This is a genomic window from Saccharothrix variisporea, from assembly GCF_003634995.1.
Classification (GTDB): Bacteria; Actinomycetota; Actinomycetes; order Mycobacteriales; family Pseudonocardiaceae; genus Actinosynnema; species Actinosynnema variisporeum.
The window spans coordinates 5,164,190-5,187,620 of sequence record NZ_RBXR01000001.1 but is presented as its reverse complement, the minus strand read 5'-3'; the positions used below and the strand labels follow the sequence as shown (position 1 = coordinate 5,187,620).

The 23,431-nt window shown below is 72.5% G+C and carries 28 protein-coding genes; 18 read left to right on the top strand and 10 right to left on the bottom strand.

The features are described from left to right. Nucleotides 1–77: 77 nt before the first annotated feature. From DFJ66_RS23355 to DFJ66_RS23335, 5 genes are all read left to right on the top strand, one after another. Complete coding sequence (locus DFJ66_RS23355; protein WP_121223771.1) at nucleotides 78–1,208, top strand: MFS transporter; 1,131 nt, start codon at nucleotides 78–80, stop codon at nucleotides 1,206–1,208. 256 nt (nucleotides 1,209–1,464) lie between these two features. Further along, a complete protein-coding gene (locus tag DFJ66_RS23350) occupies nucleotides 1,465–1,821 on the top strand; it encodes a DUF485 domain-containing protein (RefSeq protein ID WP_121223769.1) in 357 nt (118 codons plus the stop codon). Continuing rightward, nucleotides 1,818–3,407: a solute symporter family protein gene (locus tag DFJ66_RS23345; RefSeq protein WP_121223767.1), complete on the top strand. Its 1,590-nt coding sequence runs from the start codon at nucleotides 1,818–1,820 to the stop codon at nucleotides 3,405–3,407. The genes DFJ66_RS23350 and DFJ66_RS23345 overlap by 4 nt, the downstream gene beginning before the upstream one ends. A gap of 104 nt (nucleotides 3,408–3,511) precedes the next feature. Beyond that, on the top strand, nucleotides 3,512–3,856 hold the full coding sequence (locus tag DFJ66_RS23340; RefSeq protein ID WP_121223766.1) for a rhodanese-like domain-containing protein: 345 nt from the start codon (nucleotides 3,512–3,514) through the stop codon (nucleotides 3,854–3,856). A gap of 1 nt (nucleotide 3,857) precedes the next feature. Next, nucleotides 3,858–4,757, top strand: coding sequence for a DUF4328 domain-containing protein (locus DFJ66_RS23335; protein WP_121223765.1), 900 nt, complete (start codon nucleotides 3,858–3,860; stop codon nucleotides 4,755–4,757). Nucleotides 4,758–4,787: 30 nt separating this feature from the next. Here the strand turns inward: DFJ66_RS23335 and DFJ66_RS42900 are convergent, their stop codons facing one another. From DFJ66_RS42900 to DFJ66_RS23320, 3 genes are read right to left on the bottom strand one after another with little or no spacing between them, the layout of a single operon-like run. Beyond that, nucleotides 4,788–5,198 carry a hypothetical protein gene (locus tag DFJ66_RS42900; protein WP_170199601.1) on the bottom strand — a complete coding sequence of 137 codons (411 nt, stop codon included), beginning with the start codon at nucleotides 5,196–5,198 and terminating at the stop codon, nucleotides 4,788–4,790. Nucleotides 5,199–5,235: 37 nt separating this feature from the next. Next, on the bottom strand, nucleotides 5,236–5,610 hold the full coding sequence (locus DFJ66_RS23325) for a hypothetical protein (protein WP_121223764.1): 375 nt from the start codon (nucleotides 5,608–5,610) through the stop codon (nucleotides 5,236–5,238). Next, complete coding sequence (locus tag DFJ66_RS23320; protein ID WP_246029873.1) at nucleotides 5,603–6,103, bottom strand: RNA polymerase sigma factor; 501 nt, start codon at nucleotides 6,101–6,103, stop codon at nucleotides 5,603–5,605. Before DFJ66_RS23320 ends, DFJ66_RS23325 begins: the two co-directional genes overlap by 8 nt. Nucleotides 6,104–6,177: 74 nt before the next feature. Here DFJ66_RS23320 and DFJ66_RS23315 point away from each other — a divergent pair, with 74 nt between their 5' ends. From DFJ66_RS23315 to DFJ66_RS23295, 5 genes are all read left to right on the top strand, one after another. Next, nucleotides 6,178–7,071, top strand: a complete 894-nt coding sequence (locus DFJ66_RS23315; protein ID WP_342776972.1) for a helix-turn-helix domain-containing protein — start codon at nucleotides 6,178–6,180, stop codon at nucleotides 7,069–7,071. 8 nt (nucleotides 7,072–7,079) lie between these two features. Further along, the gene (locus tag DFJ66_RS23310) at nucleotides 7,080–7,274 is read left to right on the top strand and encodes a DUF397 domain-containing protein (RefSeq protein ID WP_121223762.1); all 195 of its coding nucleotides are present in this window, start codon (nucleotides 7,080–7,082) and stop codon (nucleotides 7,272–7,274) included. A gap of 81 nt (nucleotides 7,275–7,355) precedes the next feature. Beyond that, the gene (locus DFJ66_RS23305) at nucleotides 7,356–8,381 is read left to right on the top strand and encodes a glycerophosphodiester phosphodiesterase (RefSeq protein ID WP_121223761.1); all 1,026 of its coding nucleotides are present in this window, start codon (nucleotides 7,356–7,358) and stop codon (nucleotides 8,379–8,381) included. A gap of 741 nt (nucleotides 8,382–9,122) precedes the next feature. After that, the gene (locus DFJ66_RS23300) at nucleotides 9,123–9,620 is read left to right on the top strand and encodes a SigE family RNA polymerase sigma factor (protein WP_397556243.1); all 498 of its coding nucleotides are present in this window, start codon (nucleotides 9,123–9,125) and stop codon (nucleotides 9,618–9,620) included. Continuing rightward, the gene (locus DFJ66_RS23295) at nucleotides 9,617–10,393 is read left to right on the top strand and encodes a hypothetical protein (protein ID WP_121223760.1); all 777 of its coding nucleotides are present in this window, start codon (nucleotides 9,617–9,619) and stop codon (nucleotides 10,391–10,393) included. The genes DFJ66_RS23300 and DFJ66_RS23295 overlap by 4 nt, the downstream gene beginning before the upstream one ends. An 18-nt stretch (nucleotides 10,394–10,411) precedes the next feature. Here the strand turns inward: DFJ66_RS23295 and DFJ66_RS23290 are convergent, their stop codons facing one another. Continuing rightward, nucleotides 10,412–11,644, bottom strand: a complete 1,233-nt coding sequence (locus DFJ66_RS23290) for a cytochrome P450 (protein WP_121223759.1) — start codon at nucleotides 11,642–11,644, stop codon at nucleotides 10,412–10,414. Between the two features lie 93 nt (nucleotides 11,645–11,737). Between DFJ66_RS23290 and DFJ66_RS23285 the strand changes: the two genes are divergently transcribed. From DFJ66_RS23285 to DFJ66_RS23260, 6 genes are all read left to right on the top strand, one after another. After that, entirely contained in the window at nucleotides 11,738–12,445 is a 708-nt protein-coding gene (locus DFJ66_RS23285) for a glycerophosphodiester phosphodiesterase (RefSeq protein ID WP_121223758.1), read from the top strand. Nucleotides 12,446–12,465: 20 nt separating this feature from the next. Further along, complete coding sequence (locus DFJ66_RS23280) at nucleotides 12,466–13,410, top strand: DUF5926 family protein (protein WP_121223757.1); 945 nt, start codon at nucleotides 12,466–12,468, stop codon at nucleotides 13,408–13,410. Between the two features lie 48 nt (nucleotides 13,411–13,458). Continuing rightward, a complete protein-coding gene (locus DFJ66_RS23275; protein ID WP_121223756.1) occupies nucleotides 13,459–13,785 on the top strand; it encodes a DUF952 domain-containing protein in 327 nt (108 codons plus the stop codon). Between the two features lie 82 nt (nucleotides 13,786–13,867). Further along, the gene (locus DFJ66_RS23270; RefSeq protein ID WP_246029872.1) at nucleotides 13,868–14,362 is read left to right on the top strand and encodes a SigE family RNA polymerase sigma factor; all 495 of its coding nucleotides are present in this window, start codon (nucleotides 13,868–13,870) and stop codon (nucleotides 14,360–14,362) included. Further along, nucleotides 14,359–14,985, top strand: coding sequence for a hypothetical protein (locus tag DFJ66_RS23265; RefSeq protein WP_121223755.1), 627 nt, complete (start codon nucleotides 14,359–14,361; stop codon nucleotides 14,983–14,985). Before DFJ66_RS23270 ends, DFJ66_RS23265 begins: the two co-directional genes overlap by 4 nt. Next, entirely contained in the window at nucleotides 14,985–15,491 is a 507-nt protein-coding gene (locus DFJ66_RS23260) for a hypothetical protein (RefSeq protein WP_121223754.1), read from the top strand. Before DFJ66_RS23265 ends, DFJ66_RS23260 begins: the two co-directional genes overlap by 1 nt. Here the strand turns inward: DFJ66_RS23260 and DFJ66_RS23255 are convergent. The 3 genes from DFJ66_RS23255 to DFJ66_RS23245 all read right to left on the bottom strand — a co-directional run bounded on the left by DFJ66_RS23255 (nucleotide 15,457) and on the right by DFJ66_RS23245 (nucleotide 17,990). Next, nucleotides 15,457–15,975, bottom strand: coding sequence for a GNAT family N-acetyltransferase (locus tag DFJ66_RS23255; protein WP_121223753.1), 519 nt, complete (start codon nucleotides 15,973–15,975; stop codon nucleotides 15,457–15,459). The two genes, DFJ66_RS23260 and DFJ66_RS23255, sit on opposite strands and share 35 nt — an antisense overlap. 110 nt (nucleotides 15,976–16,085) lie before the next feature. Further along, entirely contained in the window at nucleotides 16,086–16,643 is a 558-nt protein-coding gene (locus DFJ66_RS23250; RefSeq protein ID WP_121223752.1) for a ferritin, read from the bottom strand. 99 nt (nucleotides 16,644–16,742) lie between these two features. Continuing rightward, a complete protein-coding gene (locus DFJ66_RS23245) occupies nucleotides 16,743–17,990 on the bottom strand; it encodes an arginine deiminase (RefSeq protein ID WP_211351289.1) in 1,248 nt (415 codons plus the stop codon). Between the two features lie 207 nt (nucleotides 17,991–18,197). On the opposite strand from DFJ66_RS23245, the gene DFJ66_RS23240 reads away from it, so the two are divergent. Together DFJ66_RS23240 and DFJ66_RS23235 are read left to right on the top strand one after the other, a co-directional pair. Beyond that, nucleotides 18,198–18,551 carry a hypothetical protein gene (locus tag DFJ66_RS23240; RefSeq protein ID WP_121223751.1) on the top strand — a complete coding sequence of 118 codons (354 nt, stop codon included), beginning with the start codon at nucleotides 18,198–18,200 and terminating at the stop codon, nucleotides 18,549–18,551. 1 nt (nucleotide 18,552) lies between these two features. Next, entirely contained in the window at nucleotides 18,553–20,625 is a 2,073-nt protein-coding gene (locus tag DFJ66_RS23235) for a caspase, EACC1-associated type (RefSeq protein ID WP_121223750.1), read from the top strand. Nucleotides 20,626–20,629: 4 nt separating this feature from the next. On the opposite strand, the gene DFJ66_RS23230 is transcribed toward DFJ66_RS23235, so the two are convergent. The 3 genes from DFJ66_RS23230 to DFJ66_RS23220 form a co-directional block, all read right to left on the bottom strand. Then, entirely contained in the window at nucleotides 20,630–21,289 is a 660-nt protein-coding gene (locus tag DFJ66_RS23230; RefSeq protein WP_121223749.1) for a GOLPH3/VPS74 family protein, read from the bottom strand. Between the two features lie 22 nt (nucleotides 21,290–21,311). After that, nucleotides 21,312–22,610: an alpha/beta hydrolase family protein gene (locus tag DFJ66_RS23225; protein WP_121223748.1), complete on the bottom strand. Its 1,299-nt coding sequence runs from the start codon at nucleotides 22,608–22,610 to the stop codon at nucleotides 21,312–21,314. Nucleotides 22,611–22,678: 68 nt separating this feature from the next. Continuing rightward, nucleotides 22,679–23,431: a CPBP family intramembrane glutamic endopeptidase gene (locus tag DFJ66_RS23220; RefSeq protein ID WP_121223747.1), complete on the bottom strand. Its 753-nt coding sequence runs from the start codon at nucleotides 23,429–23,431 to the stop codon at nucleotides 22,679–22,681.

The window sequence follows — 23,431 nt, the reverse complement described above, 5'->3', positions numbered from 1 at the left end:
CGGGAGGTTGTGGAAGATTTCTTCAGATCCACTCCGGTGGGTGGAACGGGTTGGGCCGTTCGGGGACGGTCTGCGGCATGGAGACCAAGTACCGGTGGGCCGGGCTCGCCGCGCTGCTCACCGCCGAGGCGATGAACCTGCTCGATGCGACGATCACCCAGGTCGCCGCGCCCGTCGTGCACGCCGACCTGCCCGGACCCGACTCGGACGTGCAGTGGTTCGCGGTCGCGTTCACGCTGCCGTTCGCCCTGCTGCTGGTGGCCGGCGGGCGGCTGGGGGACGTCCACGGGCGGCGGCGGGTGTTCCGGCTCGGGATCGCGGTGTTCACCCTCGCCTCGCTGGGGTGCGCGGCGGCGTGGTCGGCGGACGCGCTGATCGCGTGGCGGGTCGTGCAGGGCGCGTCCGCCGCGCTGGTGGTGCCGCAGACGTTGGGGCTGATCAGGGCCATGTTCTCCGGCGGCGAGCGGGCACGGGCGCTCGGCGCGATCGGGCCGGTGATGGGGCTGGCGGCGGTCGGCGGGCCGGTGCTGGGCGGGCTGGTGACGGCGGCGTGGTCGTGGCGGGCGGCGTTCCTGGTCAACGTGCCGCTGGGGCTGGCCGTGCTGGCGGCGGTGCCGTGGCTGGTGGAGGACCGGGTGGACGGTCGGCCGGCACCGGTGCTGCGGCTGGCCGTCCGATCGCGGTTCCTGGCGGCGCTGGGCTGCGTGGCGGCGTTCTTCGCGGTGGTGGCGGGGTTGCCGCTGGTGGTGGTGCTGGGGCTGGACACCGACGTGCTGACCGCCGCCGTGGCGCTGCTGCCGTGGTCGGGCGGGTTGGCGCTGGCGTCGTGGGCCGCCGGGGCGTGGTTGGTGCCGCGCTTCGGCACGCGGGTCGTCGGGTGGGGCCTGGGCGTGTTGACGGCGGGGTTGGTGCTGGTGGCGGCCGGTCCGCTGCCGGTGGCGCTGGCGCTGTGCGGGCTGGGGGCGGGGGCGTTCACCGCGCCGTTCTTCACCGCCGCGCTGGACCTGGTCGGGCCGGCGGAGGTGGGCGCGGCTTCGGGGTTGATCAACACGGCGCAACAGTTGGGTGGTTCACTGGGCGTGGTGGTCCTGGGCGGTGTGTTCTTCGCCACGGGGACCGGCTGGGCCTGTGCGGCGGCCGTGGGGTTCGTGTTGTGCGCGGGTGCCCTCGGTCGGGTGCTCACGCGCCCGTTCGGCGGCACGGGCTGATCACACATAGAGAGGAAAAGGTCTCGATCGGGTGAAGTTAAACCCACCTATCCGGTTATCGGTGAGGTTCGTCACCCGAACGGCACTTCGTCTCAGCATCCCTACCGCTCATCGCATCACTCGACTGTTGAGCGCAAGTCCACGTCCGGGGTCTTTCAGGCGTGACCCACGTCTCCCTACGGTGCAGCGCGTATCAGGAACGCACCAGGAGGGGTTACGTGCCGTTCACACCGCCGACAAGTGCGAGGAGGGGAACGTGAGCACCACTGAAAACGCTTCAGGGGGCGCCACCCCCGCTGGAGCGTCCCACGATTGGGTCGCCGTGCAGGACAGCCCGGACTTCAAGGAGCTGCGCCGCAGGCTGCGCACCTTCGTGTTCCCCATGGCCGGCCTCTTCCTGGCCTGGTACGTGCTGTACGTCCTCCTCGCCGACTACGCGCACGATTTCATGTCGTTGAAGGTGGTCGGCAACATCAACGTGGGTCTCATCCTGGGCTTGCTCCAGTTCGTGTCCACGTTCGCCATCACCACGCTGTACGTGCGCCACGCCAACAAGAACCTCGACCCCCGCGCGGAGGCCATCCGCGACCAGCTCGAAGGGGGTAAGGCGTGAACAACTCCAACGCCCTGCTCAACATCGGCATCTTCGGCGTCTTCGTCATCGCCACGCTGTTCGTGGTGGTCCGCGCCAGCCGCAACACCAAGACCGCCGCCGACTACCTCGCCGCCGGCCGCGCGTTCACCGGTCCCCAGAACGGCATCGCGATCGCGGGCGACTACCTGTCCGCCGCGTCCTTCCTGGGCATCGCCGGCGCCATCGCGGTCAACGGCTACGACGGGTTCCTGTACTCGATCGGGTTCCTCGTCGCCTGGCTGGTCGCGCTGCTGCTGGTCGCCGAACTGCTGCGCAACACCGGCAAGTACACGATGGGCGACGTCCTGAGCTTCCGGATGCGCCAGCGCCCGGTCCGCGCGGCGGCGGCCACGTCCACCATGGCGGTGTCGTTCTTCTACCTGCTGGCGCAGATGGCCGGCGCGGGCGGCCTCGTGGCGCTGCTGCTGGGCATCACCGGCAAGGGCGGCCAGGCCATCGTCATCGCCGTCGTCGGCGCGCTGATGATCGCCTACGTGCTCATCGGCGGCATGAAGGGCACCACCTGGGTGCAGATCATCAAGGCCGTCCTGCTGATCATCGGCGCGGGCGTCATGACGCTGTGGGTGCTCGGCAAGTACGGGCTCAACCTGTCCGGCCTGCTCGGCGCGGCCGTCGAGAACGCCCCCAAGGCCGGCGAGAAGCTGCTCGGCCCCGGCCTCCAGTACGGCAAGACCGGCACGTCCAAGCTGGACTTCCTGTCCCTGGCGCTCGCGCTGGTGCTGGGCACCGCCGGCCTGCCGCACATCCTGATGCGCTTCTACACCGTGCCCACGGCCAAGGAAGCCCGCCGCTCGGTGGTCTGGGCGATCTGGCTGATCGGCCTGTTCTACCTGTTCACGCTGGTCCTGGGCTACGGCGCGGCGGCCCTGGTGGGTCCGGACAAGATCGCCGGCGCGCCCGGCGGCGCCAACTCGGCGGCCCCGCTGCTGGCCGAGGCGCTGGGCGGCCCGCTGCTGCTCGGCCTGATCGCGGCGGTGGCGTTCGCGACGATCCTCGCCGTGGTGGCCGGTCTGACCATCACCGCGTCGGCGTCCTTCGCGCACGACATCTACGCCAACATCATCAAGAAGGGCGCGGCGGAGGACAAGGCGAACGAGGTCAAGGTCGCCCGCATCACCGCCATCGTCATCGGCATCGTGTCGATCCTCGGCGGCATCGCGGCCAACGGCCAGAACATCGCGTTCCTGGTGGCCCTGGCGTTCGCCGTGGCCGCGTCGGCGAACCTGCCGACCATCCTGTACTCGCTGTTCTGGAAGCGGTTCAACACCTCCGGCGCGCTGTGGAGCATCTACGGCGGCCTCGCGGTGACGATCACGCTGATCGTGCTGTCGCCGGCGGTGTCCGGCAACGCCAAGGCGATGTTCCCCAAGGCCGACTTCGACGTGTTCCCGCTGTCCAACCCCGGCATCGTGTCGATCCCGGTCGCGTTCATCCTCGGCTGGCTGGGCACCGTGCTGTCCAAGGAGGACGACAAGGCGAAGTACGCCGAGATGGAGGTCCGCGCGCTCACCGGTGTGGGTGCGGAGAAGGCCATCTCGCACTGAGCCGGATGACGGGCGGCCCTCGGTCGTCCGCCTGTGGGGCCGCCTCCGCCGTCGTGCGGGGGTGGCCCCGCCGCTTATCCCGCGTTTACCACGCGCATGGCAGCATGGTCGGCGTGATCCCCAGCGTTGAAGTGTCGTCCGTGCCGGCCGAGCTGCCGGAGGGCAAGGTGCTGCTCGACGTGCGTGAAGCCGACGAGTGGGAAGCCGGGCACGCCCCGGGCGCGCTGCACATCCCGATGAGCGAGCTCGCGGGCCGGTTGGGCGAGCTGCCCGCCGACGCCGAGCTGCTCGTGGTGTGCCGCGCGGGTGGGCGGTCGGCGCGGGTCACCCAGTACCTCAACGCCAACGGGTGGGACGCCACCAACGTCGACGGCGGCATGCAGGTGTGGGCCGCGCAGGGCCGCCCGCTGGTGAGCGAGAAGGCCGGCGCGGAGCCGGAGGTCATCTGACGTGGCGTTCCAGCCGATGCGCGTGGACTGGGTGGCGAGCCCGCCGCCCGGGGCCTACCCGCACCGTCGGCTGGCCGCCCCGCCGCGCCCGTACGCCGGTCCGCCGTCCTACCCGGTGCCGCCGCGGTGGGGGTTCCCGCTGCTGGCGTGGCGCTGGCCCACGTCCGTGGCGGGCGAGGCCGCCGAGGACTCCGTGGCGCAGGTGCAGCGGCTGGCGCGCACCGCGTTCCGCGTGCTCGGGCTCGCCGCGCTGACCACGCTGTGGGCGGCGGGCAGCGAGATCTGGCGGTACGTGCTGCTGTTGCAGAGCCGGTACGGGGCGTTGTCGCCCACCGCGGTCGACGTGTCCGACGCGATGGTGCGCTCGGCGTCCACCCTGGCGCTGGCGGCGGTCGTGGGCGCGGTGGTGTTCGGGTACCTGTGGTTGCGCCGGGCGCGGCTCGCCGCCGCGTCGGCCGCCGGGTACGGGCCGTCCCGGTCGGACGCCGAGGTCCTGGTGGGCCTGCTGGTGCCGGGGTTGAACCTGGTGATGGCCGGGTCGATCGCGGCGGAGCTGGAGCACGCGGCGCTGCGGCTGCCTGCGACCGCACGACCGTCTCCGTCGCGCCTGGTGCGCTGGTGGTGGGGCCTGTGGGCCGCCGCCGGGCTGTGGGCGGCGGTCACCGTGGCGTGGTCGTTCCGGACCAGCGTGCAGGCGCTGGCCGACGGCGTGCTGCTGCACGCGGTGTCGGACTTGCTGGCCACCGCCGTGATCGTGCTGACGATGGTCCTGGTGCGCCGGATCACGTCGTTGTTGCTGCCGGTCGAGGCCTCGACGCTGCGCCGGCTGCGGGTGGTGGAGCTGCGCGACGCGCCCGCGCCCGAGCTGCGGACCGTCCGCTCGCACGCCTCACCGCGCTAGGGCCGGCCGGAGCCGGCCCCAGCGGGCGTGTCACCGGGTGGTCGTGGCGGTCACCGGCGGCCAGGTGGTGGGCTCCTCGATCCGGGTCGTGGTGGGCCACTGCGGCGAGGTCGTCGGCAGGTGGGTGGTCGTCCAGTCCGGCGAGGTCGTGGGCCGGTCCGTGGGGGTCGGCCACGCGGTCGTCGGGCGGTCCGGGCGGGTCGTGGTGACCTGGGCCGGGCTGGTGGTGATCGTCGACGTGGTTCCCGGGCTCGTGGTGGTCGTCGGGCGGGTCGTGGTGCTGATCACGACGTCCTCCGGCGACCCCGAAGCGAGCGCCGTCCAGGTCACGCCCCCGGCGGCCACGACCCCGAGCGACAGCGCGGCGGCTGCCGCGGTCCGGCGGGAACGCAGGGTGAAGCGCATGGAGTCCTCCTCGTGCGGGTGGGCCCTCCTGCCCACGTGATCTCCATGCGTCCCGACCCGAATCCGTTGCACCTCACCGGGTCGTGGTGATCGTCGGCCAGGTGGTGGTGAGGTTCGGCCTGGTCGTGCTCCACTCCGTCGTCAGGGGCGGGGACGTGGTGGGCCGGTCCGGCGTCGTGGTCGTGACGGTCGGGCGCGGGTCGCCGCCGGCGGGCACGGTCGTCGCCGGGCGGTCCTCGCCGGGACCACCCGGACCGCGGGCCAACAGCAGGCTCGCCGTGACCACCGCGAGCACCACCGCCACCGCCGACACCAGCGGCGCCAGGCGGCGCAGGGTCCTCGGGCGGGCGGTGGCGCGGGCCCGGATCGCCGGACCGGTGAGGTGCGAGTGGACCCGGTCGGCGCGCGCGGCGAGCAGGCGGCGCAGCTCGTCCTCGGTGTCAGTCATGGCCCCTCCACGCGTGTTCCGGCAGCGCCGACCTCAGTGCCGACAGGCCGCGGCTGACGTGCGCGCGGACGGTCGGCAGCCGGCACCCGAGCACCTCGGCGATCTCCGCGTCGGCGAGGTCCTCGTAGTACCGCAGCACGACGGCCGCGCGCTGCTGCCGGGGCAGGCCCTGGAGCAGCCGCCACAGCCGTTCGTCGCGCTCGCGGTAGGGCGGGTCGTGGTGGGCGCGGTCGGGCAGGTCGTCGCCCGCCGGCCGGATGTTCCGCGTGCTCCAGCGCCGCCGCCACGACAGGTACTCGTTGGTGACCGCCCGCCGGACGTACGCGTACACCGGACCGTCCAGCGAACCCCACCGCTGGTAGACCCGCACCAGCACGTCCTGCACCAGGTCCTCGGCCTCGGCCCGGCTGCCGGACAGCAGCGCCGCGTACCGGACCAGCCCCTGCTGGTGCTCGTGGACGAACTCGTCGAAGGACGCCCCTTCGTCCAACACCGACCCCGTTCCTGTCGTGACACACCCCGGCACTTACCTGTACGCGTCCGGGCCCGTTTCTGTTGCACCGGGCGGTGACCTGCCGAAATACACCCGTTGCGGTGAAGTTTTCGGACGATCACGCCGGCATACTCGATGTTGTGAGTACGCAACCACCGTTTCGCAGGCGCAGACTGGGTCGGAAGCTGGCCCGGATGCGCGCCGACGCCCGCCTGACCCTGGACGGCGCCGCCGAGGCCCTGTTCAAGACCAAGTCCGCGCTCCACCGCATCGAGAAGGGAGAGGCACTGGTCGACCCGCACCTGGTCAAGTCCATGATGGACCTCTACGAGCACTACGACCCGGACATCGTGCTGGAGGCGCTGCGCGCCCGCGAACGCGGGTGGTGGACGGCGCTGGGGGTCGAGGACCAGGGCTACATCGACATCGAGACCGAGGCCGCCGAGGTCCGGGACGTGTCGCTGCTGCTGATCCCCGGCCTGCTCCAGACCGCCGACTACACCCGGGCGCTGTGCGCCGCCCGCCCGTTCCCCGGCGACCGGGAGCAGGACGAGCGCAACGTCCGGGCGCGGCAGGTGCGGCAGCAGCGGCTGACCGACCCCGACCACCTGCTCAAGCTGGAGGCGATCGTCGACGAGGCCGCCCTGCGCAAGGGCCTCGGCGGGCGGGAGGTCATGCGCGCGCAGCTGGAACACCTGCTGGAGGTGGCCGAACTGCCGAACGTGAGCTTCCGCGTGCTGGCCCACGAGTGCGGTGCGCACGCCGCGATGGGCGGCGGCTTCGCGCTGCTGAGCTTCCCCGACCCGGCCGACCCGCCGGTGCTGTACGTGGAACACCCGTTCGGCGCGCTGCACCTGGAGGACGAAGGCGTGACGATCGAGGCCAGACTCGCGTTCGAGCACCTGACCACGCAGGCGCTGGGCCTGGACGAGTCGGTGGCCCTGGTCCAGCGCCTCCTGACGGAGTGAGGCAGGCTATGTCCACAGTGGACTTTTCCGGTGCGGTGTGGCGCAAGAGCACCCGCAGCACCGCCGCGACCAACGCCAACTGCGTGGAGGTCGCGCACGCAGGCGTGATCGTGGGCGTGCGCGATTCCAAGAACCCCACAGCCACACCGCTCACCTTCCCGGCGGCGCACTGGGCGCGCTTCCTGCGCTCCACACGTGCCTGAAGGCTTGTTCTGCTGTTGTTCAAACACCTTTCCCCGAACGGCCTTTGGTGTGCCCAGCGGCACCGTGCCACGGTGGTTCGCATGCGGTCAGTCGTGCGGGCACTCGTGGTGGCGGTCGTCCTGGCTTTGGTGGTTCCCGGGGTCGCGAGCGCGGAGGGGCACCGGAAGTTCGACCTCCAGGCGCACCGGGGCGGGATCGGGCTGACCGTCGAGAGCACGTTGGCGGCGTTCGCGAAGGCGCTCGAACTCGGTGTCACCACGCTGGAGTTGGACGTCCAGATCACCAAGGACGGCCGCGAGGTCGTCACGCACGACCGCAAGACCAACCCGAACAAGTGCGTCGACACGGCACCGGCGTTCCCCGGCGACCCGGCGTTCCCGTACGCGGGCAAGTACGTGAAGGACCTGACCTTCGCGCAGGTCCGCACGCTGGACTGCGGGTCGCGCCGGTGGCCGCAGTACCCGGACCAGGAGCTGTCGCCGGGCGCGAAGATGCCGACGCTGGCCGAGGTCTTCGCCCTGGCGAGGGAGTACCGGGCGTTCCAGGTGAAGTTCAACATCGAGACGAAGGTCGAAGCCGCCGCCCCGCACGAGACCGCCCCCCGCGAGCAGTTCGTGGAGGTGACCGCACGCGAGGTCCGGAAGTCGGGCTTCTACCGCAACGTCACCATCCAGTCGTTCGACTGGGGCACGCTCATGTTGTGGCGCAAGGCGGAACCCGGCCTGCCCCTGGTGGCCCTGACCCAACCGGAGTTCCTGCGCCCGGGCTCACCGTGGACCGGCGGCCTGGACCTGGCGGACTTCGGCGGCAGCGTGGTGAAGGCCGTGAAGTCCTTCGGCGCCTCGGCCCTGTCCCCGGTGCACGGCAACCCGCAGAACGGCAAGGTCGGCGACCCGAACTACGTGCCCTTCACGACGAAGGCGCTGGTCGACGAGGCCCACGCCCACGGCCTGAAGGTGGTGCCGTGGACGATCAACGACCCGGCCACCATGAACAAGCTCATCGACGACGGCGTGGACGGCCTCATCACCGACTACCCCGACCGCCTGCGCACGGTGTTGGCAGAGCGCGGCTTCAAACTCCCGAAGCCCTACAAGCGCCACTAGCCACCCCCGCGCCACACCTCCTCCGGCCGCGCGCCACAACTCTTCCGGCCGCGCGCCGCAGTGAACTGTCGGTCCCCCGTGCGACCATGGAACCGGGGGCCGGAGGCCACCCCACACCACCACCACCACCACCACCCGCGCGTGACCTACCCGCGCCCGCCCACCTCGCGCCACCTCTGACCGCGCTTCCCACCCACACTCCCGCGCCACGCGCCGCCCAGAACGCCCGTGCCGCGCGCTGTGCCGCGCCGCCCGTCTCGCGCTGTGCTGCGCCGCCTCACCCGCACCGCTGCCGCCCGCGCTTGCCCGCCCCCGCCTCCGCCTGCCCCCGCCTGCGCCCGGTGCCGCCCGCGCCGGCCCGTGCTTGGCTACGCCGCGCCCGTCCCGCGCTACCGCCCGGGCCCGCGCTTGCCTGCCGCCCGCCCGCACCCGCGCTTGCCTGCCCACCCACGCAGCCGCCTTGCCTGCGCCCGCGCTTGTCTGCCCACCCACGCAGCCGCCTTGCCCGCCCTGGCGCGCCCGCGCCCGCGCGCCCGCCCTCGCGCGCCCGCGCCCTCGCGCCCGCCCTCGCGCGCCCGCCCCGCGCGCCCGCCCCCGCGCGTCCGCCGCTGCTTGCCCGCGCCGCCTGCCCTTTCCCGGCGACCGCTCCACCCTCGTCTCGCTCGCCCTCACGGATTTTCACCGGCCGTGCAACGGTTCCGGTGGTTGCCGCGTTGAGGGGCGTGATCACGAGTCGGGAGTGTGCCGATGGAGTTCGGTGAGTACGTCGAACGGCGGCGGCCGGCGTTGATGCGGTTCGCCACCGTGCTGACCTGCCAGGCGTGGCTGGCCGAGGATCTCGTGAGTGACGTCCTCGGGCGGGCGTTCGAGCGGTGGGAGCGGATCTCCCGGTTGGACGAACCGCACGCCTACGTGCGGCGCATGGTGGTCAACGAGTACCTGTCGTGGCGTCGTCGGCTCGCTCGCACCTCGCCCCGTGCCGAACTGGAGGACGTCGGCCACGGTGACGGGGCCGACGAGCGTGCCGAGCGGGACGCCATGATCCGGCGGCTGGCGAACCTCCCGCGTCGGCAGCGGGCGGCTGTCGTCCTCCGGTACTACGCCGGGTTGCCCGACGCCGAGATCGCCGCCGAACTGGGCTGCCGGGTGACCACCGTGCGCAGCCAGATCTCGCGGGCGCTCGCGAGCCTGCGGGTCGACCTGACCGCCAACCCCCACGCCTACCAGGAGACGAGATGAGCGACCTGCGTGCCCTGAACGACGCGTTCGGCGAGCTGGAGCGGCGTGCCGACGTCGTGACCGCCGGCCTGCCGCCGGACGTCCCTGCCCGGTCCAAGTCGCGCCTGGTGCCCCTCGCGGTCGCCGCCGCGGTCATCGCCGGGCTGGCCACCGCGACCGCCCTGCTGGTGCCGGACGGCCCCGCCACCCAGCAGGGGGTCGCGGCACAAGGCACGACCACCACGGTGGCACCGACCACGACCACCACCGCGAAGACCCCGCCCGGCACGCCCGGGGAGCTGGCCGAGCGCTTCAAGGCGATCCTCGGCGGCACCGCCACCTTCACCGTCACCGAGAGCGGCCCCGGCGCGTACCGGAACACCGTGCCCCCGCCCCCGCCGAACGTGCCCCGGCAGACCGACGTCCCGCTCGGCAAGGGCGAGCCGTTGGGAGCGGCTCTGGTCGGCCAGCTGACCGCGGGCGGCGTCACGGGCGGCTACGACCTCGTCGTCTACCCCGGTGCCGATCCCACGCAGCCGGCCCAGTGCGACGTGGGCTCGCCGGACTGCGCCACCCGCACCCTGCCCGACGGCTCGACGCTGGCCACCGACCGGACCCAGCTCGAAGGCGGGGGCGTCACGCACCTGGCCCACCTCATCCGCGCCGACGGCCTGTCGATCACCATCCACGTCAGCAACCGGCAGAACCCGAAGGGCATGGGCGGCCTGACCGCCGACCAGCCGCCGCTGACCGTGGAGCAGCTGGTCGAGATCGTGACGTCTGACCGCTGGTGACCCGAACCGGGAGAGCGACTAGGCCGACGTGAGCGGCAGTTCGTGCAGGCCGCGGATCACGAACTCCGCGCGGCGGCGCGGCGGCGCGGCCGGTTCGGCCTTGGGCAGCTTCCGGACCAGCGCGGACAGCGCGGCCTGCACCTCGATGCGGGCCAGCGGGGCGCCGAGGCAGTAGTGGATGCCCATGCCGAACCCCAGGTGCGGGTTGCGCTCCCGACCCACGTCCAGCACGTCGGGGTCCGGGAACACCAGCGGGTCGCGGGCGGCGGCGCCGAGCAGGGCCGCGATCTTCGTGCCGGGCTCGACGGCGTACCCGGCGATCTCGACCGGCTCGGTGGCCGTCCGCTCGAACAGCTGGAGCGGGGAGTCGTAGCGGATCAGCTCCTCCACCGCCGTGGAGAGGAGGGACTGATCCGCTACGAGGCGTTCCCACTGTCCCCGGTGGGTCATGAGGGCGTTGACGCCGTTGCCGATGACGTTGACCGTCGCCTCGTGGCCCGCCATGAGCAGCAGGACCGCGGTGGCCACCAGTTCGTCCTCGGTGAGCTTCGCGCCGTCGGTGTCGGTGACGGCGACCAGGTCGGACACCAGGTCGTCGCCGGGGGACCGCCGGCGCAGCGCGACCAGGTCGCGCAGGTAGGCGACGAACTCGGTGGCCGCGCGCTCGGCGGCGACCTGCTTGTCGGCCGGCAGGCCGTACTCGTACATCTTCACGATCGCGTTGGACCACGGCTGCAGCAGCGGCCGGTCGGCGGTGGGCACGCCCAGCAGCTCGGCGATGACCTCCACCGGCAGCGGCGCGGCGACGTGGGCGAGCAGGTCGGCGTGGCCGTCGTCGGCGATCCGCGCGGACAGCTCGTCCACCAGCCGGTCGGCCAGCTCGGCGATCCACGGCCGCAGCCGCTCGACGTGCCCGCGCCCGAACGCCGCGGCGACCAGGCGGCGCAGCCGGCCGTGCGTGGGCGGTTCGTTCTCCAGCAGCGAGTTGCGGTGCAGCAGGTTGAAGCTGGCGAAGTTCTCGACGGGCTTGGCGTCGGACCAGATCCGGCCCAGCGACCGGTGCTTGAGCACCGCCGAGGACGCCGCGTGCGACACGGCCAGCGCGACGCCCATGTCCTCGTGCCAGTGCACCTCGCCCTCCGCGCGCAGCGCGGCGAAGACGGGGTACGGATCGGCGATGAACGCCGGATCGTGCTGGTCGAAGGGTGCCACGGTCACGGACGGTAGGTCTTGAGCTGGGCTCGCGTCCATTGGTGTGTGGTTGTTCTTTCAAACATTCAGGTTGCTGTGACATGGGGTAGTCGAGTTGACCCGTTCGGTGCTCCACCAGGAGCATTCCCCGTTGTGCCGCCCGAAGTCGTCGCCCACCGCGGGGCCTCCGCCGCCCGTCCCGAGCACACGCTCGCCGCCTACGAGTTGGCGCTCGCGCAGGGCGCGGACGGCGTCGAGTGCGACGTCCGCCTGACCCGCGACGGCCACCTGGTGTGCGTGCACGACCGGCGGATCGACCGCACCAGCGGCGGCAGCGGCGTCGTCAGCACGATGACCCTGGACCAGCTGCGCCGCCACGACTTCGGCAGCCGGCTGGGCGGCGAGCCCGCCGAGGTGCTGACCCTGGAGGACCTGCTGGGCCTGGTCGCCGACTCCGGGGTTCGCCTGTTCGTGGAGACGAAACACCCCGTCCGGTTCGGCGGCGAGGTGGAACGGCGACTTGTCGACGTGTTGTCGAAGCACCGGGTGGACGCCGTGATGATGTCGTTCTCGCCGTGGGCGGTGCGGCGGTTCAAAGCCCTCGCGCCGGACGTCCCGACCGTGCTGCTGCTCAACCGGATCTGGCCGCGGCGGCTGCCCGCCTTCGCCGACTACGCCGGTCCCGGCGTGCACCTCCTGCGGCGGTACCCCGATCGGGGCGCGGGCACGTACTGCTGGACGGTGGACGACCCGGCGGACGTGGCCCTGTGCGTCGACCGCGGCGTGCGGTTCCTCGCGACCAACAACCCGGCGCGGACGCGCGGGATCGTGGGGGATAACTTGACGCCGGACCAGCCCTGAGGAGCTTTGAGGAGGCGGCGGTGGCGAAGCGGACGGCCGTGAAGACCAAGCCGGCGGACGGCGTCAACCCGCGTCAGCCCTGCCCGTGCGGGTCGGGCAAGCGCTACAAGGCGTGCCACGGCGCGGCGGGGGGCGCGGCGGACGTCATCGTGTCCCGGCCGTTCCAGGGCCTCGCGGCCGAGACCGAGCTGATCGCGCTGCGCGAGTTCGTGCCCTCCGCGACGGTGGAGCTGCCGCTGAAGGACGCCGAGCGCGAGGTCGTGCTGGCGTCCGTGCTGCCGATGGCCGCCGCCGCCCTCGTCCGCGCCGACGGCACCGCGTTCGTCGGCCTCCAGGTGCAGACCCGCTCCGGCGACCTCAGCCGCGACCTGGCCCGCGCGGTCCAGTGGGCGCTCACCGCCGAGACCGGCGAGGCGCTGCCCGTGGTCGGCGTGGACGACGGCAGCAACCCGGGCCGGCTGCAGGACCTGCTCGACGTGGACGCCACCATCACGCCCGAGCTGCACAAGGACTTCGCGTGGTGGATGCCGCCGGACCACGAGCCGACCGGTGACGTCGCCCTGTCCCTGGAGCGCGCGAACGCCGCGATCCTGCCGACCGAGCGGGTCGACGCCCCCGGCGTGCACGCCGCCTACTGGGTCGACGCGGGCGACAAGGCGCACCTGCGCTGGGTCCGCCCCGAGCCCGAGGAGCAGCTGCTGGCGGCCCTCGCGCGGCTGCAGGTGCGGGGCGAGCTGGACCTGGGCGAGGGCTCCCGGTACGCGGGGTCGTTCCGGGCGCACGGCCTGCTGGTGCCGGTGTGGGACCTCGACCGGGAGCTGCACTCCAGCGAGTGGGCCGGCCCCGCCGAAGCTCTCGGCAAGCGTTTGCACGACGCCCTGACCAGCCTCGACGCCGAGCCGCTGACCGAGGCCGAGCGCCGGGCGCGGGACGGCCTGCGCGGTCGCCAGATCACCCTGCGCTGAGGTTGTCCACACCCGTTCCCCCGGTTGTCCACAGGAGGTTGTGGATAGATGCTGTTGCGGATCGCGTCACGCGAGGAGTGGGCGCGCGCCCGGGAGGACGGCGCCATCCCGCTCGACCCGGACGGGTTCGTGCACTGCTCCGACCCCGGCACGGTGCACCTGCCCGCCAACCGCCTGTACCGGGGCCGCAACGACCTCGTGCTGCTGATGATCGACCCCGAGGGCCTGCCGGTGCTGTGGGAACCGGGCGACGGCGACGAGACCGGGCCGTGGTTCCCGCACGTCTACGGCCCGGTCCCGACCGACGCCGTGGTCGCCGTGCACGAGTTCAGCCCCGACTCGGACGGCTCGTTCCGCCCGTTGCCCGTTCTGTGACCTTCCGGCGGGCAACCGGGAGCCCCGCGACCGCGTGAACCCGTCGACGCCCGATGGGGAGGTCGTCGGGAAGGGGAACGAGGTGACGGCGGTACTGCCCGGCGTCCGGGTCGACTTCGCGGAGTTCGTCCGGACCGCCCTGCCGGGTCTGCTGCGCTACGGGCACGCGCTGACCGGCAACCCGCACGACGCGGCCGACCTGGTCCAGACCGTGCTGGAGAAGGTCGGCTCGCGCTGGGCCGCGGTGCTGCGCAAGGACGTGGACCCGCTGGCCTACACGCGGCGGGCCATGGCCAACGCGCACATCAGCGTGTGGCGCAGGCTGCGCCGGGAACGCCTCGTGGCCGACCTCCCCGACGTCGTCGCGGAGACCACCGACCGCCTGGAGCACGAGCCGCTGTGGCAGGCCCTGCGCGACCTGCCGCCGCGGCAGCGGGCCGTGGTGGTGCTCCGGTTCTACGAGGGGCTGTCCGAACGCGAGATCGCCGACGCCCTCGGCATCTCGCCGGGCACGGTCAAGAGCCAGAACAGCAAGGCGATGGCGACCTTGCGGAGCAAGCTCGGGGAAGGCGGGTGAGCACGGTGGAGCTGGACGAGCGTTTGCGCGAGCTGTTCTCCGACGAACGGCTCGACCTGCCGGCACGGGACGACGCGGTGCCGCGGATCGTGGGCGGCGCGCGGCGGCGGCGCCGGACCCGGACCGTGGCGACGGGCGCGCTGGTGGTGGCCGCCGTGGTGGGCGGGGTCGTGGCGGCACAGGGCCTGTCGACGCGGGTGGCGTCCGAGCCGGGCGCCGGGCCGGTCACGACGATCCGACCGCAGGCCCTGGAACCGCCCGCGCACGGGCCGTTGCGGCTGGGCATGACGGCGGCTGAGGTCGTCGGCAAGGGGTTCTCGCTGGTGGACGCCGGACCGTGCCTGGTCCACCAGGGGGACGGCATCGGCTACAACGTGCTGGTGTCGCGGCGCGACGGGGTGGTGGCGATCAGGACACCCACGCACACGAAGACACCTTCGGGGGTCGGCTACGGCAGCTCCGTGGAGGAGTTGCGGCGGCCGTACCCGGACCTGGTGGTGACCGGGGACCGCGCGACGGTGGCGATGGGGTCAGACTGGGGCTACGTGTTCGACTTCGTGGAGGGCAAGGTGGCCTTCGTGCGGATCGAGAAGATCGGCTACGACTGCGGATCGGGTGGCTGATGAGGGCGTTGGTGGTGCTGGCGATCGGGGCGGTCGTCGTGGCCGGGTGCACGTCCGCGCAGCCCGCGCCGAGCACCACCACGGCCGCTCCGGCGCGCACGGTCGTGGTGGACGACGTGCCGGTGCTGACCCCGAACGGCCTGGGGAAGGTGCAGCTCGGGATGACGCTGGAGGAGCTGCGGGCCACCGGCGAGGTCGGCGAGCAGCTCGACGACTGGCCGCAGGCCAACTGCCCCGTCTACGGGCTCAAGCGCGCCGCCGGCTGGGTGGGGATCAACGACGGTGTGGCCGTCGACCTGCGGTTGGAAGGCGGGGCCCGCACACCCGAGGGCTTGCGGTTCGGCGAGTCGCAGCAGCGGGTGAGGGAGCTGTACCCGACCGCCACGCTGAACCCCCACGGGTACGTACTGCCGTTGGCCGAGAGCCGCTGGTACTACTTCGGCTTCGCCAACGCGGGTGACACGCTGACCGTCATGGGTGTCCGGACCGGGGGCTGCTTCGTCTAGAGCCTCGCTCGGCCGGGTGAACTTCGAGCACCGCGTACCCGTCGTGGTCCTCGACGCGGGTCAGGCCGGCGCGTTCGGCGACCCGGATGGCGGCCGTGTTCCAGGGGCGCGTCTCGCAGCGGACGGTCCAGTCCGGCCTGGCTTGTGCGGCGGCGCGCACCGCCTCCCGGGCCACCTCGGTGGCGATGCCGCGGTCGTGGAGGACGGGGTCGACGCGGTAGTAGAGGTTCCACGCGTCGCCGTGGGGTTGGACGCCGCCGAACCCGACCACGCGGCCGTCGAGTTCGACCGCCCAGTAGCCGAGGTCGCCGCGTTCCCACACGGCGGTGAAGCGCCCGAGGTACCGCGCCGACTCGGCTTCGTCCGCCGGCGCGCGGTTCTCGGCGGCGCGCAACGCGTTTTCCAGGGCGGCGAAGGCGGGCAGGTCGGACATCCGGACCCGCCGCAGGGTGAGCCGTTCCGTGGTCCGCTCGAATTGCGCCATGTGGTGAAAGTAACGGTCCCGGGCGGGTTGTCACCGCGGTTTTCCGGCCCCCGGACACGGCACCGCGCCGCCCCCTGGAGCGGGAGCGGCGCGGAGTGGCCCGGTGGTGGTTACAGGCTGCCGCCGGCGGCGCGGGGCGCGGTCGGGTCGGCGTCCTCGCCGACCGACTCGCGGGCCAGGAAGGTCTCCACGTGGAACAGGTTGCCGTCGGCGCGGTCCACGACGTTGAGCAGGGTGCTCATCGACGCGACCTCCTCGACCTGCTCCTTGAGGAACCACTGGAGGAACTGCTCGCCGAGGTAGTCGCCCTCGTCCCGGGCGGCCTTCGCCAGCGCGACGATCTGGTCGGTGACGGTCTTCTCCTGCTGGAGCGCCAGCTCGACCGGCTCGCGGGCGGTGCCGAAGTCGTTGCGGACCTCGTCCACGCCCGGGATGGCGGCCTTGATGCCGTTGTCCATCAGGTACTGGACGATCATCATCGCGTGGTTGCGCTCTTCCAGCGCCTGCTTGTAGAAGTGCGCGGCCAGTCGGGGCAGGTCGTTGTCGTCGAACCACACCGCGATGGCCACGTACTGCTGGGACGCGGTGAACTCGTTGCGCACCTGCGCCTGGAGCAGGTCGTGGAACTTCGACGTGCGCGAGGGAATCTTCTTGACGTTGAGGGCCATGCGGACGAGATTAACGGAAATCGGTTGTTCCCGCATTCAAGGTAAGGCTCATGAATGTTTGGAAAGGGTTGCCTAAATTAGGCAACCCTTTCCGAAGAATTAGGCGAGCGGAGCGCGGTCGATCGGGCACGACATGCACCGGGGACCACCGCGACCGGAGCCCAGCTCCGACCCGCTGATCCGCAGCACCTCGATCCCGGACGCCTCCAGGCGCTCGTTGGTCTCGACGTTGCGTTCATACGCCACCACGAGACCGGGCGCGACCGCGAGCGTGTTGTTGCCGTCGTCCCACTGCTCGCGCTCGGCGGTCACCGGGTCCAGGCCGGTGTCGATCACGCGCAGCCGCTCGATGCCCATCGCCTCGGCCGCCGCCTCCAGGAACGGCCGCCGGTCGTCCACCAGCACGCCACCGTTGCCGTCCGAGCGCACCGGGTAGGCGAACAGGTTGTCCCGCACCGCCGGGTACATGACCACGGCGTCCCGGTCGACCATCGTGCACACGGTGTCCAGGTGCATGGTCGCCCGCTCCTGGGTGATCGGCACCGCCAGCACGGTGTGCGCCAGGCCGTCGGCCAGCGCCGACCGTGCGAACGACTCCGCGCCCGCCGGGGTGGTCCGCTCGCCCACGCCGATCGCGAGCACGCCCGGCGCGAGCAGGAGCACGTCACCGCCCTCCACCGGCGCCGAGTGCGCCCCGTAGGCGCGGCCCGTGCGGCGGAACCGCGAGTGGTAGGCGTAGATGAGGTCGGTCAGCGCGGTCTCCCGGTCGCGCGCGGGCATCGCCAGGGACGTGATCGCCACCCGGTCACCCACCCACACCGACGAGTCGCGGGTGAACAGCAGGTTCGGCAGCGGGTCCACCGCGAAGTCGATCGGGTGGTGCATCTTGCGCACCAGGGACGCGCCCTCGGCCGCCGGCAGCTCCTCGAACGTCATGCCGGTCATCAGCGCGGTCGCGAGCTGCTCCGGACCGCACGACGACAGGTGCGACCGCAGCGCGTCCGCCAGGTCGATGCCCAGCCGCCGCTCGTTGACCGCGCTGTGGATGCCCGCGATGCGCGCCCGGTCGTCGTGCAGCGCCTCCACCAGCAGGTCCGCCAGCAGCAGCACCTCGACCCCGCGCGAGCGCAGCACCTCGGCGAACGCGTCGTGCTCCTCCTGCGCCCGGTCCACCCACGGCACGCCGTCGAACAGGAGCTGGTCGTTGTTGCGCGGGGTCAGCCGCTTGAGCTCCAGGCCCGGGCGGTGCAGCAGCACCGTGCGCAGCGGGCCCACCTCGCTGTCCACCCTCGGCGCCGGGAACGGCGCGGCGTCGACGGACTCCGTCTGAGTGATGTGCGCAGTCACGTAGGCGAGGGTAACCCGACGACAGCGAAACGTGCAGCTCTGAGTGGCCTAGATCAGCGCAACTCGATCGTATGAACGGCTCAATGCAGCGATTCGTTAAGCAATCCGGCAGTTGTGAACGTGAAACGTTGCGTTGTGACGTGGACTGGCCCTGTCCCGATGATCGGGGTGACTGGGATGATCGACGGTCTACCGGGGAGGATCCGCGTGTTCCACTTGACGATCGACGCGCCGGGCAGTGCGGCGTCCGCGACGAACCTGCTGCTGGAGGAGCTGGTCCGGGGCGCCCGCGTGGACGCCCGGCACGCGCCGACCCAGCTGCCCGACGGGGCGAAGGGCACCGGCATGGCCATCGCCGAACTCGTGGTGAACGGGGCGCTGCCCGCCGCGGTGGCCGCCGCCGTCGCGTCCGTCATCACCGCCTTCGTCCAGCGCGGCAGCGCCCGCAAGGTCACCATCAAGTCCGGCGACGAGACGATCACCGTGCAGGGCGGCGACAAGGCCACGCACAAGGCGCTCGTCCAGACGTTCCTGGAGAAGCACGGCAAGACGGACGCCTGACGTGGGCCGCTACGCCCTGCTGGTGGCCACCGGCGAGTACGAGGACGCCCGGCTGAGCCGGCTGCGCGCGCCCTCGCAGGACGTGGAGCGGCTCGCCGCGCTGCTGGAGGACCCGGACGTCGGCGGCTTCGCGGGCGTCCGGGTCCTGCGCGACGCGCCCGACCACGAGATCCGCCGCGCCGTCGAGGACGTGCTGGCCTCCCGCACCCCCGACGACCTGGTCCTGCTGTACTTCTCGTGCCACGGCCTCACCACGCCCGCGCGGCGGCTGTACTTCGCGGCGGCCAACACGATCCAGGACCGGCCCGCCGGCACCGCCATCCCGCGCTCGTTCCTCAACGAGCAGCTGGAGGACTGCCGGGCCGCCGGCCGCATCCTGGTGCTGGACTGCTGCTTCAGCGGCGCGTTCGTCGAGGGCTTCAAGGACGCCTCGGCGACCGTCCTGGACGACACCGCCCAGGGGTACGTCGTGCTGACCGCCTCGAACGCCTACGAGTACGCGTTCGAGCAGGACACCCTGTCCCTGGAAGCACCGCGGGCCTCGCTGTTCACCGACGTGCTCATCGAAGGCCTGTCCAGCGGCGCGGCCGACCTGGACGGCGACGGGTGGATCGACGTCAACGAGCTGTTCGGCTACGCCCACCGCGAGGTCCGGCGGCGGCGACCCGACCAGACGCCGCAGTTCTTCGCCCAGGCCGGCGGTCCACCGCTGCGGGTGGCGCGGGCCGGCGGGTCCGTGCCGGCGGTGGTGCGGCGCTCGGCGTCCTACACGTCCGGGCAGCTGCTGGTGGCGCGCGGGTTCCGGGCGGCGGCCGAACCCGTGTGCCGGACGCTGGGTCCGCTGGGCCGGCGGTCGGTGCTGTTCGTGCGGGGCGTGCCGGTCGAACTGGCCGACGCCGCCGCCATCGCCCGCGCGTTCCAACCGGACGACCCGCGTGACACCCTCGGGGCGTCCTACGTGCGCGAACTGATCGAGGACGTGCACCGGGCCGCCGGGGACGGCGCCGCGTCGGCGGTCGCGGTCGCACAGGGAGCGATCCTGCGGCTGGTGGAGGCCATGCGCGACGGCCACAACCCCGTACGGCTCATGCGGGGCGTCCGCGCGGCCGGCACTCGCGCCGCCCAGCTGATCGCCCAGGTCGCCCGCCCGCTGGACAACTCCGACGTCACCCGGCTCGCCACCGACTCCTCGGGCAGCGCCGACATCGGTGAGGTCGTCGGCAAGGTCATGGCGGCCACCGGGCGCAGCGCCGCACTGCTGGTCGAGCCGACCCGGCGGTTCGGCCTGGACTACGAGATCACCCGCGGCCTGCGCTTCGACCGCGGCTACGCCTCGCCGGAGTCGATCACCGACCGCACCCGCCGGGAAGCGGTGCTGGAGTCGCCGCGGGTCTTGCTGCACAAGGGCCGCCTGACCGCGGTGCCGCGCCCGCTCGACACCGAGCCGCTCCTGGTGGTGTGCGAGCGGGTCGCGGACCGCGCGCTCAACGACCTGGTGCTCGGCGGCAAGGTCGTGGTGACCGCCGGGGTCGACGTGCTGAGCCGGTTGAGCACCGTCGTCGGCGGGCGCGTCCTGGACCCGGACGTGCTGATGCTCGACGTGGGCAAGGACGACCTCGGCCGGGCGGCGAAGGTCGTGGTGACCGAGCACGACACCACGGTCATCGGCCTGCCGGACGTCCGGGTCCCGGAGGCCAGCCCCGCCGCCGCGGGCGTCATCCTCGCCCCGGCCGCCGCCGGGATCATCCGCGCGCCGGCCGCCGACGTGGAGCGCGTGCGCGGGGCCGTGCGGACGGTTCGGGGCGCGGTGACCGCCGGCGTCCTGCGCGGTGCGGCGATGGGGTTGCGCGAGGTGGGTGAACTGCTGGCCGCCGAAGCCACCGGTGTGCCCGCCGAGGTCGCGGGCTGGAAGGCCCTGGCGGGCGCGCTGGCCGAGCCGTCGCGGTGGATCGCGGAGAACGCGGCCGTGGAGGTGGCCGACCTCGACCCGACCCTGATCGACTCGGCGGCGACCGCCGCGGCGGTGGTCGCGGCGGCCACCGACACGGCCGCCCGTTTCCTGCTGGTGGCCTGACCCGTCAGCTGGTGGCCGCGGGCACGATGGCGGCCACCAGCACCACCGACACCGCCGCCTGCACCTCGTCGATCGCCTTGCGGGTCGCGTCCGCCGCCCAGTCGCCTTCGGAGATCTCCTGCAACCGCCGCTTCACCAGGTCGCGCGGCTGGTCGGTGAACACCGTCCGCTCGAACTGCACCGCCCGGATCAGCGCGCACAACGCCGCCGTGCGCGGGTCCACCGGGCCGTCGGTGACGATCGCCTGCGCCAGCCGCGCCCGCACTTCGGTCTCCAGCGGCGGCTCGACGCCACCGGGCGACGGGAAGCGGGTGCGCGGGAAGACCAGCAGCACCTTGTCCTGCTCGCGGCGCAGCACGCCCGAGTCGGCCAGGCCGTCCAGCACCCGGTCGGTCAGGCCCTTGCTGAGCTTCTCCACCCACGCCTTCGGCTTGCGCAGCGGGTCGTCGGCGATCCGGGTCAGGGCGTCGTCCAGCACGTCGTGGCCGATGCGCTCGGTGCTCACCACCACGACCTTCTTGTCCGCCACCTCGACCCGGCCCGCGATCGCGAGTTCCACCAGCACGGCGCCGGCCAGGCCGTACCCGAGGGCGGGCTGGCCCAGCCGGCGCGTGCCGTCGTCGTCGTAGGCCAACAACGCGAGTTCGTCGGCGAGAGTCAACATACGACCACGATAGGCGCGCTGATCAGGCGATGAAGCGCGTGTCGGGGTGGCGCACCGGGCCGTGGTCGAACAGCCACCCGCCCCGGTGCTTCAGGTGCAGGTCGAAGAACCCGGCGAAGTAGGCGCGCTGCGCGGCCATCGACCGGTCGGCGTCGATGGTGCCGATGAGGTCGCGCCGCTTGTCCGGCGGCACCAGGTCACCCAGCTGCGGCACGGCGAACTGGAGGTCCGTGAAGCCCAGGTGCGCGGCGCCGTCGAAGTGCAGGTCCCGCTTCCAGCCCCGCTGGTTGGGCCAGAACTGGTGCCAGGTCGGGTCGAACTCGGTCTCCTGGTGCGAGTGCGCGACGACCTTGCCGTCCACCTCGAAGTCCGCGCCGACCAGCATGAACGGGCGGTCCAGGCCGTGCTTCACCACGTCGCCGGGCTCGTCGGAGCGCATGGCGCCGTCGACGTTGATCCCCGCGTCGAACCGCCGGTCCCGGTACATCGTCTCGCCCGCGGTGAACCCGCCGTACGAGTGCCCGTAGATCCCGACCCGGGACAGGTCCAGCGCACCGGCCAGGCCACGCGGCAGCGGGTCGTGTTCGGCGTCCGGGTTCTCGCCGCGCTCGACGCGTTCGAGCTGGTCCAGCACGAACCGCGAGTCCGCGATCCGCGCCTCTAGCGCGGTCCGCATCGCGGCGGGGTCCGGGTCGCCGACCGACCCGGGCACGACCCGCCCGCCGGGGAACTCGACCACGCCCGCCTCGTGCGTGTGCGAGATCGACACGACGACGTAGCCGCGACTGGCCAGGTCGTCGGTGAGGCCCGCGTTCAGCTCCCGCATCCCGCCGAAACCGTGCGAGAACAGCACGACCGGCCAGTCACCGCGCAGCGCCCGCGCGCCGGTGCGGGTGTGCCGCTCGGTCGCGGCCCAGTCCACCGAACCCGGCGGCACACCGAGCAGGTCCGGACCGATCTCCTCGATGGCACCGGCAACGGTCGGCGACAGCCAGGCGGCGCGCTCGCCGTCGCGGTGCGCCGGGTAGGTGACGGTGACCATCAGCTCCCGCTGCTCGGCGGGCACCCACGGGTCGGGTCGGGCGTCGACCAGGTGCAAATCGGTGGTGCCGACCGGGTAGTGCCCGGTCAGCGGCGGCATGGTGATCCGGACATTCGCACCCGCGGGCGCGGTGCCGGATGTCGTGGTGTCTGCCGTTGCCGGTGGTGCGAGCAGCGTGCCGGCGACCGCGAGACCCGCGGTCAGCGCCAGCGCGCGTCTGTACACAGTGGACGAACGCACGGTGGAGATCTCCCCTCGTTGCCGGATGGCGAGGGTCATGCTGGCAAGGGGGAGCGTGGTGGCGCGTCAGCCTGGCGGTGGAGTCGGCCGTACGCCGGTGGGGTGATCTACGGCAGCCACGAGACGACGCCGCGCAGCGCTGTGTACCCGACGAAAGCAACCACGTCGAGCAGCGTGTGGGCGATGACCAGCACCCACAGCCGGTTCGTGCGCTGCCACACCTTGCCGAACACCAGGCCCATCACGACGTTGCCGATGAACCCGCCGAACCCCTGGTACAGGTGGTACGAGCCGCGCAGCACGGCACTGGCGAGCAGCGCGGTGTTGTCCCGGAAGCCCAACTGCTTCAGCCGCGTCAGCAGGTAGCCGACGACCAGGACCTCTTCGGCCCACGCGTTGCCGGCGGCGGAGAGGACCAGGACCACGCTGCGCCACCACGATTCGTCCAAAGTGGACGGAAGCACGGCGAGGTTGAGGCCCAGGTTCCACGCGACCAAGTAGAAAACCAGGCCCGGGACGCCGATCACGGCGGCCAGCGCTGCGCCGCCGAGGAAGTCCTTGCCGACCCGGGTGCGGTCCAGGCCGAGCGAGGCCAGGGCGACGCCGCCGCGCCACAGCAGGTACGCGCCGAGCCCGCCCCACGCCGCGAGCTGCACCACGCCGAGCAGCTGCGCGAGCAGGTCCAGCAGGTCGAACCGGGCCTGCGGCACGTTGATCGCGACCGACTGCTGGTTGAGCGGCTTGGGCTGGAGCAGGCTGTCCAGCAGCCGCACCAGGCTCCGCAACCCGGACAGGCCGAGGGTGACGGCGAAGACCAGCAGCAGCTCGACCTTGTGCGCGGTGCGTTCCTCCGGGATCAC

Excerpts from the sequence above, each read along its gene's own strand:
- DFJ66_RS23355 (WP_121223771.1), top strand. The coding sequence starts at position 78 with ATGGAGACCAAGTACCGGTGGGCCGGGCTCGCCGCGCTGCTCACCGCC.
- DFJ66_RS23340 (WP_121223766.1), top strand. The coding sequence starts at position 3,512 with ATGGTCGGCGTGATCCCCAGCGTTGAAGTGTCGTCCGTGCCGGCCGAG.
- DFJ66_RS23325 (WP_121223764.1), bottom strand. The coding sequence starts at position 5,610 with ATGACTGACACCGAGGACGAGCTGCGCCGCCTGCTCGCCGCGCGCGCC.
- DFJ66_RS23310 (WP_121223762.1), top strand. The coding sequence starts at position 7,080 with ATGTCCACAGTGGACTTTTCCGGTGCGGTGTGGCGCAAGAGCACCCGC.
- DFJ66_RS23305 (WP_121223761.1), top strand. The coding sequence starts at position 7,356 with ATGCGGTCAGTCGTGCGGGCACTCGTGGTGGCGGTCGTCCTGGCTTTG.
- DFJ66_RS23295 (WP_121223760.1), top strand. The coding sequence starts at position 9,617 with ATGAGCGACCTGCGTGCCCTGAACGACGCGTTCGGCGAGCTGGAGCGG.
- DFJ66_RS23290 (WP_121223759.1), bottom strand. The coding sequence starts at position 11,644 with ATGGACGCGAGCCCAGCTCAAGACCTACCGTCCGTGACCGTGGCACCC.
- DFJ66_RS23275 (WP_121223756.1), top strand. The coding sequence starts at position 13,459 with ATGCTGTTGCGGATCGCGTCACGCGAGGAGTGGGCGCGCGCCCGGGAG.
- DFJ66_RS23260 (WP_121223754.1), top strand. The coding sequence starts at position 14,985 with ATGAGGGCGTTGGTGGTGCTGGCGATCGGGGCGGTCGTCGTGGCCGGG.
- DFJ66_RS23255 (WP_121223753.1), bottom strand. The coding sequence starts at position 15,975 with ATGGCGCAATTCGAGCGGACCACGGAACGGCTCACCCTGCGGCGGGTC.
- DFJ66_RS23250 (WP_121223752.1), bottom strand. The coding sequence starts at position 16,643 with ATGGCCCTCAACGTCAAGAAGATTCCCTCGCGCACGTCGAAGTTCCAC.
- DFJ66_RS23230 (WP_121223749.1), bottom strand. The coding sequence starts at position 21,289 with ATGTTGACTCTCGCCGACGAACTCGCGTTGTTGGCCTACGACGACGAC.
- DFJ66_RS23225 (WP_121223748.1), bottom strand. The coding sequence starts at position 22,610 with ATGACCCTCGCCATCCGGCAACGAGGGGAGATCTCCACCGTGCGTTCG.